This window comes from Glaciihabitans sp. GrIS 2.15 (assembly GCF_035984695.1).
Lineage (GTDB): Bacteria > Actinomycetota > Actinomycetes > Actinomycetales > Microbacteriaceae > Lacisediminihabitans.
Map to the genome: position 1 here is coordinate 137,761 of NZ_JAXCHU010000004.1, position 19,788 is coordinate 157,548.

Annotated in this window: 17 protein-coding genes; 1 reads left to right on the forward strand and 16 read right to left on the reverse strand. The window is 63.7% G+C overall.

All coding sequences use genetic code 11. From position 1 onward, the window contains the following. Window positions 1–2: 2 nt before the first annotated feature. Genes guaA through RCH11_RS07305 form a run of 5 tightly spaced genes read right to left on the reverse strand, consistent with a single transcriptional unit; the run spans window position 3 to window position 4,729 of the window. Window positions 3–1,589, reverse strand: a complete 1,587-nt coding sequence (gene guaA / locus RCH11_RS07285) for a glutamine-hydrolyzing GMP synthase (protein WP_327056543.1) — start codon at window positions 1,587–1,589, stop codon at window positions 3–5. Next, entirely contained in the window at window positions 1,585–2,040 is a 456-nt protein-coding gene (locus RCH11_RS07290; protein WP_327056334.1) for a DUF3817 domain-containing protein, read from the reverse strand. The genes guaA and RCH11_RS07290 overlap by 5 nt, the downstream gene beginning before the upstream one ends. A 4-nt stretch (window positions 2,041–2,044) precedes the next feature. Further along, on the reverse strand, window positions 2,045–2,872 hold the full coding sequence (locus RCH11_RS07295) for an SURF1 family cytochrome oxidase biogenesis protein (RefSeq protein ID WP_327056335.1): 828 nt from the start codon (window positions 2,870–2,872) through the stop codon (window positions 2,045–2,047). Between the two features lie 4 nt (window positions 2,873–2,876). After that, complete coding sequence (locus RCH11_RS07300; protein ID WP_327056336.1) at window positions 2,877–4,229, reverse strand: cation:proton antiporter; 1,353 nt, start codon at window positions 4,227–4,229, stop codon at window positions 2,877–2,879. A gap of 2 nt (window positions 4,230–4,231) precedes the next feature. Then, window positions 4,232–4,729, reverse strand: a complete 498-nt coding sequence (locus RCH11_RS07305) for a cation:proton antiporter regulatory subunit (protein WP_327056337.1) — start codon at window positions 4,727–4,729, stop codon at window positions 4,232–4,234. Between the two features lie 424 nt (window positions 4,730–5,153). Between RCH11_RS07305 and RCH11_RS07310 the strand changes: the two genes are divergently transcribed. Next, window positions 5,154–6,107 (forward strand): hypothetical protein, encoded by a 954-nt coding sequence (locus RCH11_RS07310; RefSeq protein ID WP_327056338.1) that lies wholly within the window; start codon window positions 5,154–5,156, stop codon window positions 6,105–6,107. 69 nt (window positions 6,108–6,176) lie between these two features. Here the strand turns inward: RCH11_RS07310 and RCH11_RS07315 are convergent, their stop codons facing one another. The 11 genes from RCH11_RS07315 to rarD form a co-directional block, all read right to left on the reverse strand. After that, entirely contained in the window at window positions 6,177–7,907 is a 1,731-nt protein-coding gene (locus tag RCH11_RS07315; protein WP_327056339.1) for a glycerol-3-phosphate dehydrogenase/oxidase, read from the reverse strand. A 44-nt stretch (window positions 7,908–7,951) separates the two neighbouring features. Next, a complete protein-coding gene (locus RCH11_RS07320) occupies window positions 7,952–9,070 on the reverse strand; it encodes a GuaB3 family IMP dehydrogenase-related protein (RefSeq protein WP_327056340.1) in 1,119 nt (372 codons plus the stop codon). A gap of 218 nt (window positions 9,071–9,288) precedes the next feature. Continuing rightward, window positions 9,289–10,251 (reverse strand): hypothetical protein, encoded by a 963-nt coding sequence (locus RCH11_RS07325; protein ID WP_327056341.1) that lies wholly within the window; start codon window positions 10,249–10,251, stop codon window positions 9,289–9,291. A gap of 215 nt (window positions 10,252–10,466) precedes the next feature. Beyond that, complete coding sequence (gene guaB, locus RCH11_RS07330) at window positions 10,467–11,969, reverse strand: IMP dehydrogenase (protein WP_327056342.1); 1,503 nt, start codon at window positions 11,967–11,969, stop codon at window positions 10,467–10,469. Window positions 11,970–12,149: 180 nt separating this feature from the next. Beyond that, window positions 12,150–12,863 (reverse strand): ABC transporter ATP-binding protein, encoded by a 714-nt coding sequence (locus RCH11_RS07335; RefSeq protein WP_327056343.1) that lies wholly within the window; start codon window positions 12,861–12,863, stop codon window positions 12,150–12,152. Beyond that, on the reverse strand, window positions 12,850–13,614 hold the full coding sequence (locus RCH11_RS07340) for an ABC transporter ATP-binding protein (protein ID WP_327056544.1): 765 nt from the start codon (window positions 13,612–13,614) through the stop codon (window positions 12,850–12,852). Before RCH11_RS07340 ends, RCH11_RS07335 begins: the two co-directional genes overlap by 14 nt. Before the next feature lie 125 nt (window positions 13,615–13,739). Further along, window positions 13,740–14,960 carry a branched-chain amino acid ABC transporter permease gene (locus tag RCH11_RS07345; protein ID WP_327056344.1) on the reverse strand — a complete coding sequence of 407 codons (1,221 nt, stop codon included), beginning with the start codon at window positions 14,958–14,960 and terminating at the stop codon, window positions 13,740–13,742. Further along, entirely contained in the window at window positions 14,957–15,964 is a 1,008-nt protein-coding gene (locus RCH11_RS07350; RefSeq protein ID WP_327056345.1) for a branched-chain amino acid ABC transporter permease, read from the reverse strand. Before RCH11_RS07350 ends, RCH11_RS07345 begins: the two co-directional genes overlap by 4 nt. A gap of 113 nt (window positions 15,965–16,077) precedes the next feature. Then, window positions 16,078–17,301, reverse strand: a complete 1,224-nt coding sequence (locus tag RCH11_RS07355) for a branched-chain amino acid ABC transporter substrate-binding protein (RefSeq protein WP_327056346.1) — start codon at window positions 17,299–17,301, stop codon at window positions 16,078–16,080. 232 nt (window positions 17,302–17,533) lie between these two features. After that, entirely contained in the window at window positions 17,534–18,796 is a 1,263-nt protein-coding gene (locus RCH11_RS07360) for an ABC transporter substrate-binding protein (protein ID WP_327056347.1), read from the reverse strand. A gap of 47 nt (window positions 18,797–18,843) precedes the next feature. Next, window positions 18,844–19,779: an EamA family transporter RarD gene (gene rarD / locus RCH11_RS07365; protein WP_327056348.1), complete on the reverse strand. Its 936-nt coding sequence runs from the start codon at window positions 19,777–19,779 to the stop codon at window positions 18,844–18,846. Window positions 19,780–19,788: the final 9 nt, after the last annotated feature.

Consider the following 19,788-nt stretch of genomic DNA (forward strand, 5'->3'; position numbering starts at 1 on the left):
CTCTACTCCCACTCGATAGTGCCCGGCGGCTTCGACGTCACATCGAGCACCACGCGGTTCACCCCGGCGACCTCATTCGTGATGCGGGTGGAGATGCGCGCGAGCACGTCGTACGGCAGTCGAGTCCAGTCCGCGGTCATCGCGTCTTCCGATGACACCGGGCGCAGCACGATCGGATGCCCGTAGGTGCGGCCGTCTCCCTGCACACCCACGGATCGCACATCGGCCAGCAGCACGACCGGGCACTGCCAGATCTCCTGGTCGAGACCGGCTGCGGTGAGTTCGGCGCGAGCGATCGCATCCGCGGACCGCAGCAGTTCCAGACGATCGCGCGTGACCTCGCCAACGATGCGGATGCCGAGGCCCGGCCCCGGGAACGGCTGGCGGCCCACGATGACCTCCGGCAGTCCGAGCTCCCGCCCAATCGCCCGCACCTCGTCCTTGAAGAGCGCGCGCAGCGGCTCGACGAGCGCAAACTGCAGGTCTTCCGGAAGTCCGCCCACGTTATGGTGGCTCTTGATGTTTGCGGTTCCCGTTCCGCCGCCCGACTCGACGACATCCGGGTAGAGCGTGCCCTGCACGAGGAAGTCGATCGACGCGCCATCCCCCGCCGCTTCGGCCACGAGATCGGCGGCCGCGGCCTCGAAGGAGCGGATGAATTCGCGCCCGATGATCTTGCGCTTGGTCTCCGGATCGGTCACGCCAGCAAGGGCGTCGAGGAACTGATCGACGGCGTCGACGGTGACGAGCCGCACACCGGTGGAGGCGACATAATCTTCCTCGACCTGGCGGCGTTCGTCCTGGCGCAGCAGGCCGTGGTCCACGAAGATGCAGACCAGCTGGTCGCCGACCGCCCTATGCACGATCGCTGCGGCGACGGCGGAGTCGACGCCGCCGGAGAGTCCACAGATCACCCGCGCCGACCCGACCTGCGCACGGATGCGGTCCACCTGTTCGGCGATCACGCTCCCGCTGTTCCAGTCGGCCGGGATGCCCGCCGCATCGTGCAGGAAGTTCTCGAGCACGCGCTGTCCGAACTCGGAGTGCTTGACTTCCGGATGCCACTGCACCCCGTACATCCGCTTCTCATCGCTCGCGAAAGCCGCGACCGGGGTCGACGCGCTCGAGGCGAGCACGGTGAAGCCCTCCGGCGCCTTCGACACCGAGTCGCCGTGGCTCATCCAGGTGGTCTGATCGGTCGGCTGGTCACCGAGCAGCGTCGACCTTCCGGCGGCAAGGGTAACGGCGGTGGAGCCGTATTCGCGCAGCCCAGTGTTGGCGACCTCGCCCCCCAGCTGCTTGGCCATCACCTGGAAGCCGTAGCAGATACCGAGGGTCGGGATGCCGAGCTTCAGGATGCCCGGATCGAGAGTCGGCGAGCCGGGCTCGTACACGCTCGACGGACCTCCGCTGAGAACAATGCCAGCGGGGTTGAGAGCGGCGACCTCTGCCGCCGTGATCGTGTGCGGCACGATCTCCGAGTAGACGTTGGCTTCGCGCACCCGCCGAGCGATCAGTTGGGCGTACTGCGCACCGAAATCGATAACGAGTACGGGCTGATGATCGGTCTCACTGCGTGCCGTACTAATGATTCGTTACCTCCGAGGGGGTGGCCGAAGCCGGAACGGCCTGTTCGAGCTCGGCGAGCTCACGGCGCACGCGACGCGTGATGAAGTGTTCGACGATGAAAGACAAGAAAGGTACGACGCCACCGAGGGCGATCTGGATGAACCGCAGAAACGGCCAACGCATGAAACTCCACAGGCGGAAGTCGGCGAAGAGATAGACCACGTACAACCAGCCATGGGCGATGAGGATGCCCGTCGACAGGTTGACCGCTCGCACCGTGCCGTCGGGCACGAGCGCCAATACGCCCTGTGAACCACCGAGCTCGATCTCCCGCTGGATGGGCGTGTACTTCAACACCATTTCGAGCACCAGCAGAAGCAGTAGGGTGCCGGTGACGTACGCAGACACCCGGTACCACTTCACCGCCCCGCGGATTTTAAGAATGTCGGACAGTCGGGGTCGAAGCGCCATGTCCTTAGTTTACGTGTGCCGGTTGGGCGCCAGCTGCGGTGCCTTCCGCAGCACTGGCCTCCGCGGCCTCCTCTTGCTCGCGCTCCCAGGCATCGCGCACGAGGCGGTACCAGAGGAATATCGCGAAGCCAGCAAAGACCACCCACTCGACCGCGTAGAAGATGTTGAGCAGGTTGACCTCGACATCGGACGAGGGCTTCGGCGAATCAATCCGAGTGAGACCGGGCGCCGCCACGGCCGACGTGAGGTAGCCGCCGTAGACCCCCGCGGAATCCGGAGTCTTCCACGTGTTGAGGAACGCCCCTGGTGTCATCGTCGAGAGCTTCCCATGCTCGAAGTCGCTGTCCTGCGGCCCTTCGGCAGGGATGTAACGTCCCTCGATCGGCACGACCGCGAGACTCGCCTCTTTCCCGAGTGCCTTCAGGGCGGATGTCGCACCGGCCCGATCCACAGACCAGCCGACCGCTACGGCCAGCCCTGCCGTCGTTCCGGAGTCCAGCCCCGCGGAGAAGTGTCCGACAACCCAATACCCCATCACGCCCCGGTTCAATCGATTGCTCACGAGGGAATAATCCCCAGCATTCCAGCGGCCGGTCGCGGTCACGACCTGGGCGTTTGCCCGGCTGGTCACGGGCGCCTGCGGCTTTGCGACATCCTCGACCGGTACGGAAGTCTCGGTATTGCGCTCGATGACCGTGCCGGTGGCGACGGCGCGCGCGAGTTGCCACTGGCTGAGGCCGGCGAATCCGGCAGCCACCACGAGTGCGAGCGCGAGTGCCGCGATCCAACGTGGACGCCGAGCCACCGTCCACACCGTTACCACTTCGGTCATACTCTCAATATTCCGGATCTCTCTGGCGTTCACTCTGCTCATCGGGCTGAAGCATGGCCTGCTCGATCAAACGATCAGCCGCAGTGACCGCATGATCCGGCTCCCCGGCATCCAACCCGGCCGTCGCGGCCTCGACCAGAGCAATATTCTCCTCCGCCATGATGGGAATCGGCTTTGCGGCTGCCTTCTTCTTTTTGCTTCGGAGGTAGCGATTGCCGAACTTCTCCGACCTCGCCGCGAGGACGGGACCGACGATCGCCATGATCAGCACGTACAGTCCGGCGAACGGAGTGAGACGTGCGTCGAGTCCCGCTCCAGTGGCGAGGGTCGCGAGGATCAGCGCGAACTCCCCCCGGTTTTGAAGCATGGCACTTGAGTTGAAACCCTCCGCCGGAGTCAACCGTGCAATCCAGGCGATCAGCTGGCCCCCGAGAGTGTTCAGCACGAGCGTCAGTACGATGGCGACCGCAACGGGCACGGCGACGCTGCCGAAGGTTGACGGATTGAGCGCAAGCCCGAAGTTGAGAAAGAAGAAGGCGCCGAAGACGTCACGCAGGGGAAGTGCGAACTGCTCGATCCGCGCACGGAAGCGCGTTGCCCCGAGCACGAGTCCGATCAGAAAGGCACCGATCGCATCCGACACTCCGAGCAATTCGCCGATTCCACCGAAGGCCACCGCCAGACCGAAGAACAGGATGGTGAACAGTTCATCGTCTCGCGTCTGGACCAGCCGCGAAACCACTCGACCGCCCCAGCGGGCGAGAGCGAACATCCCGACGAGGAAGGTGAATGAAATTGCCAGTTGAAGCACGACGGGCCAGAAACCGACCTTCCCACCGAGCACGACCGAGATTATGGCGAGGTAGATGGCGATGAACACGTCCTCGAGCACCATGATGCCGAGGATTACCGGGGTCTCCCGATTGGCGAGACGCCGGAACTCGATGAGGAGTTTCGTGACAATCGCGCTCGACGAGGTCGCCGTCATCCCGGCGATGATCAGGGCCTCCCTCGTGCCCCATCCCACCCACATGCCGAAACCGAACCCGGCAGCCATGTTGATGACGATGCGGGTTCCACCCGAGAGCAACAGCGCGCGCGCATTGCCGTAGAACTCGTCCTGGTCAAACTCGAGACCAAGGCTGAAGAGCAGGAAGATCAGGCCGAAGATCGCAATGAGTTCGACATCCGCGGACTTGAAACTCAGCGGAAAGAGCAGGAAGTGCGGGCTGGCGAGCAGCCCAACGAGCATGTAGACCGGGATGGCCGGAAGGCCGATTTTCTTGCCGAGTCGCCCGAGCACGTAGGCGATGACGAAGAGCAGGCCAAGAACGGCGAGCTCTTCACCCGGATGCACCGTTAGCCTCCGGGCGGCGAATCGACCGCCACTTTATGGGACAACTCACCGGTGCGGTAGAAGTTAAAGGCCTTGTTCACCTTCTCCGGCGAGCCCGCGACCACGAGAGTGTCGCCCGGGAAAACCTTGAAATCGTCCGCGGGGGCGGGGTTGGCTGATTCGCCGCGCACGACCGCGACGACAGTAAGACCGACAACACCGTGGGAAGCGAGATTTCCGAGCTGTTGACCGGCGATGTGATCGTCGTAGTCCACCGTGAACCAGTCAATCGACAGCCCCGGGATTTGATCCAGCTTGTCGAGACCCTCGGTAATGCGGGTGCCACCGAGCAGTTCGGCGAGCGTGTGCGCCTCGTCTTCGCTGAGGCGCAACGAAACCCTGCTGGCATCCGACCCGTCTTCCTCATCGGCGAACGTGATGAGGTCGCTGTGTCCGGAGCGATGGGTGATCACGCCGGCCTTGCCTCCATCCGCGGTCACAAAGGTGTGGAGAACACCCACTCCGGGGAGTTTGACCCGACGAACATCCACCACTGTGCTGATCCCTTCCACCGACCGCTGATTGCCCCCAACTCTACCGTGGCGCCTCAGAGCGACCCCCTGTTGCTGCCGGCCCGGAGATTCGCCCGCCCGTCGTCGCCCGCTGCCCGCCCGCTGCCGCCGGCGCCACCCGCCCGCTGCCCGCTCCCGCCGGCGCCACCCGTCCGGCCGCTGCCCGCCACGCCAAGCCACGCCCGTGAGCTCTGCCGCGAGCCGATTTCGGCGGAATGAGGCGAACGGGGCCGAGTCATCTAGCCCAAATCGCCTCATCGACCGCACTCGGGTCCTTCGAGACCATCCCTTCACAGGCAGCAGCGAAGGAGCTTTGTCCACCGAGTGCCGCCCGGCGACCTTGGAGACACAGAGGGCGATTCACGCTATTGCTATGACGGCACCCCCGCTTTATCTCACCCGTGAAGCAGCACGGCTCGGGTCCGCCCGCGACCTGCGACGTTCCGCCCAGCGAGGCGACCTCGTGCGAGTGGCTACGGGCGTCTATATCAATTCGGGGGAATGGCGGGCCATGGATGCGGATGCCCGGTACCGCACACAGGTGCGGTCCGCCGCGCTGCTCTCGTCCAACGGCACCCAGTTCTCGCATGATTCTGCGGCCGCGCTCTATCGCCTTCCGAGCATCGGGAGCTGGCCACAACTGGTGCACGAACTGACCGTGCGCACGCCCGGGGGAACCTCACGGCGCGGCATCCGTCGACACGGACTCGGTCTTGACGAGGATCCGACCGTGATCGGCAATGTCACCGTCACCTCCCTAGCGCGAACAATTGTCGACCTGTCCTGCACAACCCCATTCGTGCGCGCCGTCACCATGGCTGATGCGGCACTTCAGGAGCCGCGTGCCACAGGGATCCGCGCCGAATTGGGAGTGCCCGCTGTAACCCAGTTCCAACTTCTGCAGGCGCTGGGGTCACTGCTTCCCTACCCTGGCTCGGCTCGCGCACGACTTGCGATTGAATTTGCTGACGGCAGCTCGGGTTCACCCGGGGAATCATTCTGTCGAGTTCAATTCCACGCACTCGGATTGCCCGCTCCGGAGTTGCAGGTAGAGATCTTCGACGAATTCGGTTCGATCGGGTTCGCGGATTTCTACTGGCCACACCTCGGCCTTGTCTGTGAGTACGACGGTCGCTCGAAGTACGGTGCCCGTCGTCAATTCCAGAGGAATATTTCAGGCGAGCAGGTGCTGTGGCAAGAAAAGGTACGGGAGGACAGAATGCGTCGGGTAGTGGGAGGATTCGCTCGTCTCACTTCCGAAGTCGTCCGTGACCGACATGCACTTGCCGACTACCTGCGTCCCTATGGCCTGGTTCCCCAGCGATGAGCCGATTTCGGCAGAATGACTCGAATCCAAAAGGGTCATCCCGCCGAAATCGGCTCATGGCCGATTCGGCTACTTGCTGGAGACGATGTCAGGAGCCTCAAGCCGCACACGATCGGCCGACTCGTCGTCAGGTTCGAGCTGGCTGTCCCGCTCGGCTTGCACGCGTTTGAGGTAATTGTTGGTCTCGCCCTCAATCTTGCCCGCATCCCAACCGAGCACGTCGCCCATGAGCTTCGCGGCGACCGGTGCTGCAGAAACGCCGCGATCCCACGCCTCGATCGAGATGCGCGTGCGGCGAGCGAGTACGTCCTCAAGGTGCAGGGCGCCCTCATGCGTCGCCGCGTACACCACCTCGGCCTCAATGTAGTCGTCGGCTCCGGGAAGCGGGGTGTTGAGCGAGGGAGTCTCGCGGATGAGGTCGAGTAGCTCATCCGTCATCACGCCGTAGCGATTGAGGAGGTGCTCGATACGAACCTTATGAACGCCGAAAGCCCGGGCGATCTTGGCCCGCTTGTTCCACGCCGCTTGGTATCCCTCCGCACCGAGCAGGGCGATGTCCTGGGTCACGCTCTTGGGCACGTTCGCGTCGAGTGCGGCTGCCGCGGCGTCGATCGCATCCTTCGCCATGATGCGATAGGTGGTCCACTTGCCGCCGGCGACGACCACGAGACCGGGAACGCTGTGCGCGACGATGTGCTCGCGCGAAAGCTTCGAGGTCTGATCGGATTCCCCGGCAAGAAGAGGGCGAAGTCCGGCGTAGACGCCCTCCACGTCGTCACGGGTGAGCTTCACTGCGAGCACATCGTTTACGTGCTCGAGGATGTAGTCGATGTCGGCTGCGGTGGCGGCGGGATGTGACTTATCGAGATGCCAGTCGGTATCGGTCGTGCCGATCAGCCAGTGACGACCCCACGGGATCACGAAGAGCACACTCTTCTCCGTGCGCAGCAGCAGGCCCATGCTCGACTGGAATCGGTCACGCGGCACGACAAGGTGCACGCCCTTGGAAGCGCGCACCTTGAACTGGCCGCGCTCACCGACCATCGACTGGGTGTCATCTGTCCACACGCCGGTGGCATTGACGACCTGCTTGGCGCGGATCTCGAACTTTTCCCCGGTCTCGAGATCGTGGGCGTTCACACCGACGACGCGTTCACCGACCTTGATGAAGCCCTCGACGCGAACGCGGCTGGCGACATGAGCACCGTAGAAGGATGCCGTGCGAGCGAGACTCGCGACATAGCGGGCATCATCCACTTGGGCGTCGTAGTAGGTGATACCGCCGATGAGTGCGTCGTTCGCGAGGCTGGGGATTGACCGCATGACCTGTGTCTTGGACAGGTGGCGGTGGTGCGGCACACCGGGAGGGCGGCCACCGCTGTAGCTGAAAATATCGTAGAGCAGCATCCCGGCCCCGATATAGGCCCGCTCGATTACCCGCTTCTTGAGCGGGTAAAGGAATCGCACCGGCTTGACCAGGTGTGGGGCGAGACGCTGCAGAAGAAGTCCTCGTTCAATGAGGGCCTCGCGGACGAGCCGGAAATCCAATTGCTCCAGATAGCGGATGCCGCCGTGCACGAGCTTCGAGGACCTGCTCGACGTGCCACTCGCCCAGTCCCGTGCTTCGACCATGCCGACGCTCAACCCTCGGGTCACGGCGTCGAGGGCACAGCCCGTGCCGACAATCCCGCCTCCCACGACGAGGATGTCAAGTTCTTTCGTGGTGAGCGCGACTATAGCGTTCGCGCGCTCCTCCGGTCCCAGTTTCGATGAGCGGGTAACCGTCTTGAACTTGGCCATCTCTACCTCCGTCAGTCGTGCATCGTTGCTACTACTTCTGGTCCCTACTTGTGGTAAGGCGCGACCACCACTTCGACCCGCTGAAATTCTTTGAGGTCGGAGTAGCCGGTCGTGGCCATTGATCGGCGCAGTGCGCCGACCAGGTTTACGGTGCCATCCGCGACTGTGGACGGGCCGAAAAGGATCTGCTCGAGCGGTGCGACCTGGCCCACCTCGACCCGGTTGCCGCGCGGAAACTCGCTGTGGTGCGCTTCGGTGCCCCAGTGCCAGCCGCCACCGGGAGCCTCGGTCGCCCTCGCGAGAGTGGACCCGAGCATCACGGCATCCGCCCCGACTGAGAATGCCTTGGCAATATCGCCGGAGGTGCCGAGACCGCCATCGGCGATCACGTGCACGTATCGTCCGCCCGACTCGTCCATGTAGTCGCGGCGCGCGCCGGCGACATCCGCCACAGCGGTGGCCATGGGAGCGTGGATGCCGAGGCTCGCCCGCGTGCTCGACGCGGCTCCCCCGCCGAAACCGACGAGAACGCCAGCCGCGCCCGTGCGCATGAGGTGTAGTGCGGGGGTGTACCCGGCCGCACCGCCGACGATCACCGGCACATCAAGCTCGTAGATAAATTTCTTGAGATTGAGCGGCTCCTGGTTCTGGGAGACGTGCTCGGCGCTCACTGTCGTTCCGCGGATAACAAACAGGTCGACCCCGGCCTCGACAACGGTCTTATGGAGCTCCTGTGTGCGCTGCGGGGAGAGGGCTGCGGCGACGGTGACGCCCGATGAGCGGATCTCGGCGAGGCGGGAGATCACCAGCTCGGGCTTGATCGGCTCGGCGTAGATCACCTGCATACGGCGGATGGCACCGGCGGCAGGCAACGCGCGAATCTCTTCGAACAGTAGCTCGGGATCCTCGTAGCGAGTCCAGAGACCCTCGAGATCAAGCACTCCGAGGCCACCGAGCTTGCCCATCAGGATCGCCGTGGCGGGAGATACGACGGAGTCCATCGGAGCCGCAAGGAACGGTATCGAGAACTGGTACGCGTCGATTCCCCAGTTAGTTGACACGTCCTGCGGGTCACGAGTGCGCCGATTCGGCACGATGGCGATGTCGTCAAAGGAATACACCCGGCGAGCGCGCTTGGCACGGCCGATTTCTACGTCACTCACGAAACCAACCCTACCCGGGGTGTGCGCTCGGGGCACCCGGGCCGTGCAGCCGTGCGGCCGTGGGGCCGTGCGGCCGTGCACGCCGCGAGGCTGCCGAGGGCTGGGCGCCTGTTGGCACGTACAGCGCGGCGTCCCTTGCAGCGGTGAATTCTCGGGCCGGTCGCCTCGAGGCGGGGGAAACGCGCTCTCGCGGAGATTGCGCGGACTCGCGGAGGGAGTTACGACTCCCTCCGCGAGGATGTTAAACGGCCGCGAGGTATGCCTGCATTCCGGAGCATGCGGTCCAGCCGCGCCGGGGCCTCCACATGCTCGGTGAGAATGCGAGTGATTCCTACTTCCATCGCGCGCAGCCTGTCTTCCCGCTTTTTCTCTCGCCAGACGACCTCTCCGGGGTTCCCCAGCGTGTATTCGGCACGGGTGTATTTGCTCTTGCCATCGAATTCCGCCGCTTTCCGTACCGAGCGCCAATAGAAATCCGGCTCCATTCTTCCGTGGGAATCGAAGAACTCGACCTGCAACTCAGGGGCTTCGAACCCGAGGAGGTGGATGACCGCACGTGCCGTCGACTCTCCGAACGAATCCGACAGGGATGTCGAAAACTCCACACAGCGCTCAAGATGACGCATTCCAAAGCGCGGATTGAGGCGGTTCAGCTCATTGATAAGTACGGCTTTCTTCAGCGCGCCCGGCCGCTTTCTCCACAGGACCCAGTCCAACGTGCCGATCGCCTTCGCGAAACTGTGGGTACGGGCCACATCCAGCGCGGTTCGTTCGATCGACGTGACGCACAGGCCGTCTACGACCTGAGTGGAAGCTGTCCGAAAGCCGGCGGCGGTCTTCCTCACGCCCGGTTCGGATCTGCCGCCCCCTCGCCATTCGTCGAGAATCGTGATGTCGGCAGGCCAGTCCTCGTCGATGGGCATTCCCCAGAGGGCCGCCGCAGAAATACCAGCCAGAGCCGCTGGCCGAGCGGTCACCGCGAGGGCAGCCCGTGCACGGAGAAGATGTCGCTCGCGAAGATCGGCGCCGTCCCAGACGCCACGAGTGACGAATGCCCCACGTCGAAGCCGTACCAGGATGCCGCGCTCAGCGTCGCGCCGAAGCCCGCGAGAATCGTCGAGGACTTGCCGAACCTGATTGAAGAGAATCAGTCCGTTGTGGCCGAGAGCGTCGTAGTCCATGCGCAGAACTTGCCAGCATTCGGAGGCTGGCCTGCTTCAAATCCGCCGTTCTGGGAGTTTCTTCGATCACCCACAGCCTGTCGAGGAGGGGAAATGACCTCGCGGAGGGCGTTAGGACCCCATCCGTGAGGTCGGGTGGCCGCCCCGAGGCGGCGTATCCCCCGCCACGAGCGGCACCGCCACGAGCGACCCCGCCACGAGCCTCGGGCATCCACCTAGCGGGAGTAGTTGGGCGCTTCCACCGTCATCTGGATGTCGTGGGGGTGCGACTCCTTGAGCCCGGCGGCGGTGATGCGCACGAACTTGCCGGTGGCCTTGAGCTCGGGAATGGTGCGGGCTCCGGTGTAGAACATCGACTGCCGCAGGCCCCCGAGCAGCTGGTACGCCACCGCGGAAAGTGGCCCACGATAGGGCACCTGACCCTCGATGCCCTCGGGGATGAGCTTGTCATCGGAGGGTACGTCCGCCTGAAAATAACGGTCTTTCGAGTATGAGGTCTTCTCTCCGCGACTCTGCAGCGCGCCGAGAGAGCCCATCCCCCGGTAATTCTTGAACTGCTTGCCATTGACGAAAACCAGGTCGCCCGGGCTCTCATCGCAGCCGGCCAGGAGCGATCCGAGCATCACGGTGTCCGCCCCGGCGACGAGCGCCTTCGCGATGTCGCCCGAATACTGGAGACCACCGTCCGCGATCACGGGGATGCCGGTCTCCCTGGCTGCGAGGGAGGCCTCGTAGACCGCGGTCACCTGGGGCACCCCGACACCGGCCACCACGCGGGTGGTGCAAATCGAGCCGGGGCCGACACCGACCTTAATGGCATCCGCGCCGGCATCCACCAGCGCCTGCGCCCCGCTCCGGGTCGCCACATTTCCGCCGATGATATCGACGTGACGCGCGGCCGGGTCGCTCTTCAGTCGGCGGATGATGTCAATCACTCCCGCACTGTCACCGTTGGCGGTGTCCACGACGAGGGCATCGACCCCCGCATCGATGAGCAGCATCGCTCGCTCCCAAGCATCCCCAAAGAAGCCGATCGCCGCGCCGACACGCAGTCGGCCGTTCTCGTCCTTCGTGGCCTGGGGATACTTCTCCGACTTGTCGAAGTCCTTCACCGTAATGAGACCGCGCAGGCGTCCGGATGCGTCGATGAGAGGCAGCTTCTCGATCTTGTGCTGCGCGAAGATCGCAATCGCCTCATCCGGGTCGATGCCCTCTGGCGCGGTGATGAGTGGAGTGCGCGTCATCACATCCCGCACAAGGGTCGTGGCCTTTTCGAACGGCGACACGAATCTCATGTCGCGGTTGGTGATGATGCCGACGAGAATTCCGTCCCCTTCGACGACGGGAAGGCCCGACACGCGAAACTGGCCACAGAGCGCATCGACCTCGGCAACCGTGGCCAGCGGGGTAGTGGTGACCGGGTTGGTGATCATCCCGGATTCGCTGCGCTTGACCCGATCGACCTGGTCTGCCTGATCTGCCAGCGAGAGGTTGCGATGCAACACGCCGAATCCGCCCTGGCGCGCAATAGCGATGGCCATGCGCGACTCGGTGACGGTATCCATCGCCGAAGAGAGAAGGGGAGCAGCCACCGTGATGCGGCGACTCAGGCGGGTGGTGGTATCCGCCTCGCTCGGGATGACATCGGTGTGCCCCGGAAGCAGCATGACGTCGTCGTAGGTGAGCCCGATGAAACCGAAGGGATCCGGCTGATTCATGAAGTCCTCATTTTTCGAAACGAGTGGTGAGCAGATGAAGCCGGACAGCGGCGATGGGTTCCGGTACCCCATATTAACCACCTTCGCGGGGCAAAGATTCCATCGCTCAGGGATTCACCGCACCGGCGCCCGTGCCGCCTGGCCGCACGAGCGCTGGGCTCTCGCTACTCCGCCAGCGAACTACCCAACGCCCAGATACGCCTCTTTGACGGCCGGATTCGAAAGCAGCTCCTTGCCAGTGCCCCGGTGGGTGATCGTGCCGGTTTCCAGCACGAAGGCACGGTCGGCTCGCGCGAGGGCCTGATTGGCGTTCTGTTCCACCAGCAGGATCGTCGTGCCCTGCTCGTTGATCTCCTTGATGATTCTGAATATCTGTTTGATGAATTGGGGAGCGAGTCCCATGGACGGCTCATCAAGCAAGAGGAGTCGCGGTGCGGCCATCAGCGCACGACCGATCGCGAGCATCTGCTGCTCACCGCCGGACATCGTGCCACCCTGCTGGGTCTTTCTCTCGGCGAGGCGGGGGAAGAGCGAATACACGCGATCAAAGTCCGCCGCCATTCCGCTGCGATCTTTGCGCCCAAAGGCGCCCATGTCTAAATTCTCCAACACGGTCATCCCGGGGAAGATGCCTCGGCCTTCCGGCGCCTGGGAGATTCCCCGCACGACCCGAATATGGGCTTTCATCTTGGTGATGTCTTCGCCCTCGAACTCGATCGTGCCCGTTGCAGGGTTGAGGAGGCCGGAGATCGTCTTCATCGTGGTCGTCTTGCCGGCCCCGTTTGCGCCGATGAGGCTAACGATCTCGCCCTTCTGCACCGCGAATGACATGTCGTGGATCGCCTCGATGCGACCATAGTTGACACTGACATTTTTCAGCTCAAGCAGCGTCATCTTCTGGCTCCCCCAGGTAGGCGGCCACGACTCGGGGGTCGTTCCGGATTTCAATGGGCAGCCCGTCGGCGAGCTTCCTTCCAAACTCCAGCACCACGATGCGATCGGTCACACCCATCACGAGTTTCATGTCGTGCTCGATCAGCAGGATCGTGTAACCGTCGTCCCGGATGGCCCGAATGAGATCCATCAGGCCCTCCTTCTCGGCCGGGTTGAAGCCGGCCGCCGGTTCATCGAGGCAGAGCACTTTCGGGTCGGTCGCAAGCGCGCGCGCGATCTCAAGCCGACGCTGGTGGCCGTAGGAGAGGTTGCGCGACAGCACAGCCGCGTCCTCGGCGATTCCCACGAACTCGAGCAACGCCATCGCCCGGCCGATCGACGATTTCTCTTCGCGCACGTGACGCGGCAGACGCAGCAACGCCCCGACGACGCTTGTCTTGTGCCGGGCGTCCAAGCCGACGACGACGTTTTCGATCGCCGTCATTTCACCGAACAGACGGATGTTCTGGAAGGTTCGGGCGAGGCCGAGACGGGTGATCTTGTGCCGCAGCCGCCCCCCGATGCTCACACCCTCGAGAAAAACTTTGCCGCTGGTCGGCTTGTAAACGCCGGTCATTGCGTTGAAACAGGTGGTCTTGCCCGCGCCGTTCGGGCCGATCAGGCCGAGAATTTCGCCCCGCCGGATGTCGAACGACACGTCATCGAGCGCCGTGAGTCCGCCGAACTTCACGGTGAGATTCCTGACCTCCATGATGTTTTCGCCGACCTGGGCCGAGATTTCCCGCTCGGGCGCTGCCCCCTCCGCCGCTTCGACGGTGATGGCGAGTTTCCCGAGCGCTGAGTCGGCCGCCGCTCTATTGGCGGGAAGCTCGGCGCTCATTCGGAGACCCGCTTTGGCGCCTCATCGGACGGACCGCCGTCGGGCGGCCTGCCGCCCTGAGCTACCGGCCTCGGCCTCGTCGACGCGCTCACCCGTTCATAGGTCGTGCGGCCGTAGGCGAGCAACTTTTGCCTGGCGGGGAGGAGCCCCTGCGCACGGAAGATCATCAGCAGCACGAGCGCGATCCCGAAAATCAGGTATTTATACTCGGCGATCGCGGTGAAGCGCAGCGGAATGTAGGCCACCACTGCTCCGCCGATGATCGCCCCCACCTTGTTGCCGGCACCGCCGAGAACGACCGCCGCAAGAAACAGGATGGAGGTCACCACGTCGAACTTCTGGTTGTTGATAAAGCCGATCTGGCCGGCGTACAGCGCTCCCGATAGACCGCCGACACCGGCGCCGATGGCGAAGGCCCACACCTTGTACTTGAACACCGGCACGCCCATGATCTCCGCTGCATCCTCGTCCTGGCGGATGGCCACCCAGGCACGCCCAACGCGACTGCGCTCGAGGTTACCGGCGAGCAGCAACACGACGATGATCACCGTGAGCGTCAGCCAGTACCACGGCGTTCCGTTCGAGTTCGAGAACAGCGGCGATCCATCCGCCTGCACCCCCGGCGGTCGGCCGACGTTCTGAAATCCAACCTGACCCTTCATCGCCGGGATGATGGTGGCCAGGATTCGCACGATCTCTCCAAAACCGAGGGTCACGATCGCGAGGTAGTCGCCGCGCAACCGGAGCGTGGGGATCCCGAGGATCACGCCGAAGAACATCGTCACCGCCATCGCGACCGGAACGGTCCAGAGGTACGGGATATGCAGGAACGGCGAGTCCGGGCTCGTCAGCATCGCCGCCGTGTAGGCCCCGACCGCGAAGAAAGCGACATAGCCGAGGTCGAGAAGGCCGGCATAGCCGACCACCACGTTGAGGCCGACGGCGACGAGAGCGTAGATCGCCATCTGGAAACAGGTGATCGGCCAGTCGTTTCCCGGCTCGGACGTAATGATCGGCGGATTGAGGATCGGCAGCGCGTAGGCCAGAACCACAACAATCAGCAGGAATGCCCACTGCTGCGGTCTGCGAAGGTTGTTCCACTTGTCGCGGAACGGCTGGGTGAAATGCCGTTTCTTCGTGCGAGCGGTGACGCGATCGACAGCGTCCTTCGCGGATTCCGAATCGGGCATCAGGGTGGGTCCGTCGGTGGTGCTCATGCCTTGCTCCTCGCCAGTGAGGTACCGAGTATGCCCGTCGGTTTGACGAGCAGGACGAGCACTAGCACGATGAACGCGACGACATCGGTCCATTGCGAATTGCCGAGCAGGATTTGGCCGTAGTTGCCGATAAGCCCGATCAGCAGTCCACCGAGAAGAGCACCCCGAACGTTGCCGATCCCCCCGAGCACCGCCGCGGCGAACGCCTTGATGCCGAGCACGAATCCGCCGGAGTAGAGAACTCCGGACGGCACCTTCATCACATAGAACAGGGCGGCCGCACCCGCGAGAAGCCCTCCGATGACGAACGTGAGCACGATGATGCGCTGTTTATCCACTCCCATCAGGGTCGCGGTTTCCGGATCCTGCGCGACCGCACGGATACCGCGTCCGATCTTGGAGCGACGGATGAATTGATCGGTGAAGACCATCAGGATCACCGCGGCGACAACGATGGTGATCTGCTGGGTATCGACGATCGTGCCGAAGACGTCGAAGACCGGCTGCGGCTGGAACATCGTCACGGCGGGTTCGGGGTTGCCTCCACGCACCAGAAAGATCGTGTACTGGATGGCGAGCGATGCACCGATCGCGGTAATCAAAAAGACCAGGCGCGGCGGGTTGCGCTTGCGCAGTGGCCGATAGGCGAGGCGCTCGAGTGCATACGCGGTGGCCGCGGAGGCGATCATGCCGACCAGCAGGGCCAGGAGCAGGTCGCCGATGAGCGCGATCGGCGAAAGTGTGGGCACCGATCCACCGAAGCCGAGGGAGGTCAGGGTGAAAACTACGCCGTAGCAGCCGATGATAAAGACCTCGGAATGGGCGAAGTTGATGAGGTTGAGCACACCGTAGACCAGTGTGTAGCCGAGGGCCACGAGTCCGTAGATCGCTCCAAAGGTGAGGCCATCGAACGTGGCACTCCAAAAGTTTTGAATGAGCGATGGGACATCGAAGTTGATCCAGCTATCGTCCATCGGCACCATAGATATGAGCGTCGCGAGCATTGCACGTCCTCAGGGGGCCGCATCGTCGCGGGCCGGGGTAGTCGTTGGGTAGTCAGGTAATGGTGTGGGGCGGGCACACACGCGCCCGCCCCACGTCAATCATTGCCTGTCGACTAGCCGATCTGGCCGATGAACACGATCTTTCCAGCGTTTACCTTGTAACCGTAGACAGCGGGCTTTGCGAGCTCGCCCTTGTCGTCCCACTTGTAGTGCTTGCTGAGGGCGTCGGCGTCGTAAGACTTCACGTAGCTCAACAGGTCGGCGCGCGACGTCTTGCCCTTGTCGATACCGGAAAGCAACACCGTCGCGACGTCGTAACCCTCGATCGAGTAGGTGCCGGGAGCCGCGTTGAACGCCGTGTTGTAGGCCTTCGCGAAGTCCGGAATCAGCTCGCCGGGAATACACGGGCAGGTGAAATACGCGTTTGCCGACGCGTCGCCGGCCTGCTTGATGAACTGGTCATCCTTCGCGCCATCCGGTCCGACGAAGGCTCCCTTGAACCCCTTGGCCACCAATTGCTGGTCAAACGGTGCGCCCTCGGCGTAGTACCCGGCGTAGTAGACCGCGTCAGCCTTTGAGTTGATGATCTTTGAGATGACGGCCGAGAAGTCCTTCTGGCCGGTGGTCACCTTGTCGGTGCCGGCAATGCTCGAACCGAGTCCGGTCTTGGTCGCGCCCCCGAGACCGATGCCGTACTCCGAGTCGTCCTGCACGAGGTAGACCTTCTTGGCCTTGAGCTTCTCGGTGACGAAGTTCGCGGCGGCCGGTCCTTGCTGGCTGTCGTTACCGAGACCACGGAAGAAGGTCTTCCACCCGTTGGTCGTGAGAACGGGTGCCGTTGCCGAAGGGGTGATGTGCACGAGCCCCTTCTGCTCGAAAATATTGCCGGTGGCCTTCGATTCCCCCGAGAATGGGAGCCCGATCACGCCGACGATTGCCGGCGTGTTGACCGCCTGCGTCACCGGGCCGGTCGCCTTGTCCGGCGAACCCTCGGTGTCGAACTTGGTGAACTTCACCTGGCAGTCGGCATTTGCCTTGTTGTGTTGGTCAATGGCGAGTTGGATGCCGTTGAAGATGTTGATCCCGAGCTGCGCATTCGCTCCGGTCTCCGCACCGACAAATCCCAGCGTCGTTGCGGGGTCACACTTCGCTTTACCGTTGCCGGCCGGAAGTACCGCGTTCGCGGGCACCGGGATCGAGGTTACGACGGGAAGATCAGCCTTCGACCCACCTGAGGTACCGCCGCCGGTGGGAGCAGCCTGATTTGCACAGCCCGATAGTGCCATTCCGAAGGTTGCGGCAACTGCCAAGCCAACCATGATTCGTGTGTGCTTCATGTGATTGATTTTGCCTTCCATGCTGTCACGCTGCCGGAGCACGCCGTCGCGCACAGGCTTTTTGCGAATAGATTCGCCACCCTATCCCTAGTTTTGCGACGAATCGCCAGCATCGGCCGCTGAGCCGAAAATGTGATCGAACTGTGGTTTCCCAGATGGTGCCCACATTCGCGGGCCTCTCGGTGATCACCGAACCGCCAGTCACCCCGCGCCGACGCCGGACTCTCCCGAGTCAGCCGGCGATCACATCCCCCACCCGCGCAAACCGTCCTTCCGCGCCGTAGCGATACAGCCCGAAATGTGCAGGACTGGTGTCCCCGTTGACATCGAAAGTGATGGCGCCGGAGATTCCGTCGTAGTTGATGTCTGTTGACGTCTTCAGGACGTCGAGGCATTCACGATAGGTGGTGCACTGGATGCCCCCGGCCGATACCTCTCGCAATCGCGCGGCGATCGCGGCACCGTTCGCATCCTTCGCTGCGGTCGCGGCCAAAGCGGCAAGAATTGTGGCGTCGTAGGCCTCCTCGGCGAAGAGCAGGTCGGTGACCGCCGGGGCAACGGCGGCGACCTGCGCGGCGAAGGCGGCCGTCGGCCCAACCCCTTCGAGCAGTCCATTGACGTTCGTCAGCGTTCCGACGGGGAGGGCTTGCGAGTAGTCGGCAGTGTTCTGGCTGGTGAGCCACAGCTTTGCTCCACCCCAGCCGGCCGCGGTGAGCTGAGTGATCATCCCCGTGTTCTGCTCCATCGCGCTGAACGGGCTCACGAACACGACGTCGTCGGGCGTTGCCGCCTTCACCGCGGCGACGATGGGCGCCGGATCCTTCGTGGTCCCATCAATCTTCTGCACGCTAACCAGGGCGCCGGATGCCGCGAGGGAGGCGCGCATCGTACCGAGGATGGCCCGACCCATGTCGTCGTCGAAGTAGACGATCGCGATGCGCGCCTTTCCCCCGCCGATGGTCTTCGCGAGCGCGCTCCCCTCGAGAGCCGCAGATCCGATGGTGCGGAAGAAATACCCCTGCGAGGCCACCGAGCTCAGGCGGGGCGAAGTGGCAGCGGGGGAGATCATCGGTAACTTCGCCGCAACGATCTTGGGGATGACGCGTTCGGCGAGCACTGACGAGGACGGCCCGATCAACACATCCGCCTTCGCGCTCACCAGGTCGGCGATCGAGCTCTCGATCGTCGTGGTCGTGACGTCGCCGGAGTCGCGGGCGAGCATTTCGACCGGTTTGCCGAGCACCCCGCCCGCATCATTGATCTCCTTCACGGCGAGGGCCACTCCGGCCGCCTGCCCGCCCCCGAGATAGGACTGAACGCCGGTGCTGGGGAAGAGGGTGCCGATGCGCAGCACGCCGTCGCCAGCGGGCGCCGTCGCCGATGCGGAAGACGGAGCGGGTGGTACCGGCAACGGGGAGGTGGCTGAACACGACACGAGAGCGAGACTGAAAACCACTCCGGAGACGATAGCCGGAAGCGTTCGGGAGCGCGACATAGGAGGCCCTTCGGGTCAAACGGGTATTTTCGAACCCTACAGTTCGGTCAGCGAGCCGGAGGTAAGGCGCGACGGAAGCGACGCCCGGAGACCAAGACATCCACGCTGAGAATCGCGAGCGCCACCCAGACCAGCCCAAAGCCGATCCAGCGGGCCGGGGGCATCGTCTCGTCGAGTACGAATGCCCCCACGATGAATTGGAGCACCGGGGCAAAGTACTGGATGAGTCCGAGATAGACGAGGGGAAGTCGCCGCGCAGCGGCCGCGAAGAGAAGCAGCGGAACGGCGGTCACCACGCCCGCGCTGATCAACAGCACAGTGTGCGCGACGCTCACCGTTCCGAAAGTGAGCCCGGCGCTCGCGCCGACTACAGCCAGCTGCACGATCGCGACGGGCGTCAACCAGACCGTCTCGAGGGTGAGCCCGCTCACGGCACCCACTTCAGGTCCGACTCGCTTCTTGATCAGGCCGTATAACCCGAACGAGAAGGCGAGAACGAGGGAAATCCATGGCAGCGCCCCGTAGTTGAAGGCAAGCACCACAACCGCCACGAGGCTCGTGCCGACGGCGATCCACTGGGCCATCCGCAGCCGCTCGTGCAGGAAGATGACGCCGAGCAGCACGGTGACGATGGGGTTGATGAAATAACCGAGCGACGCCTCGATCACCTTGCCGTCCAGGGTCGCGAAGACGTAAACCTGCCAGTTGACGTAGATGAAGACCGCGGCGAGACCCATCGTGAAGACGATGCGCGGCCGCCGCAGAAGCGTGACCAGCGCGCGCCATTGGCGGGTGACAGTGATGATGATTCCGCAGAACACCAGCGAGAAGAGGATGCGCAGGGCGACGATCTCAAACGCGCCGGACGGCTGAAGCAGCAGGAAGTAGAGCGGAAGGATGCCCCAGAGCGCGTAGGCAGCCACGGCCATCACGACACCCGATCGTTCCGTCGACTGTTCGGGGTTTCTGGAGCTGGACATCATGGGGATGTT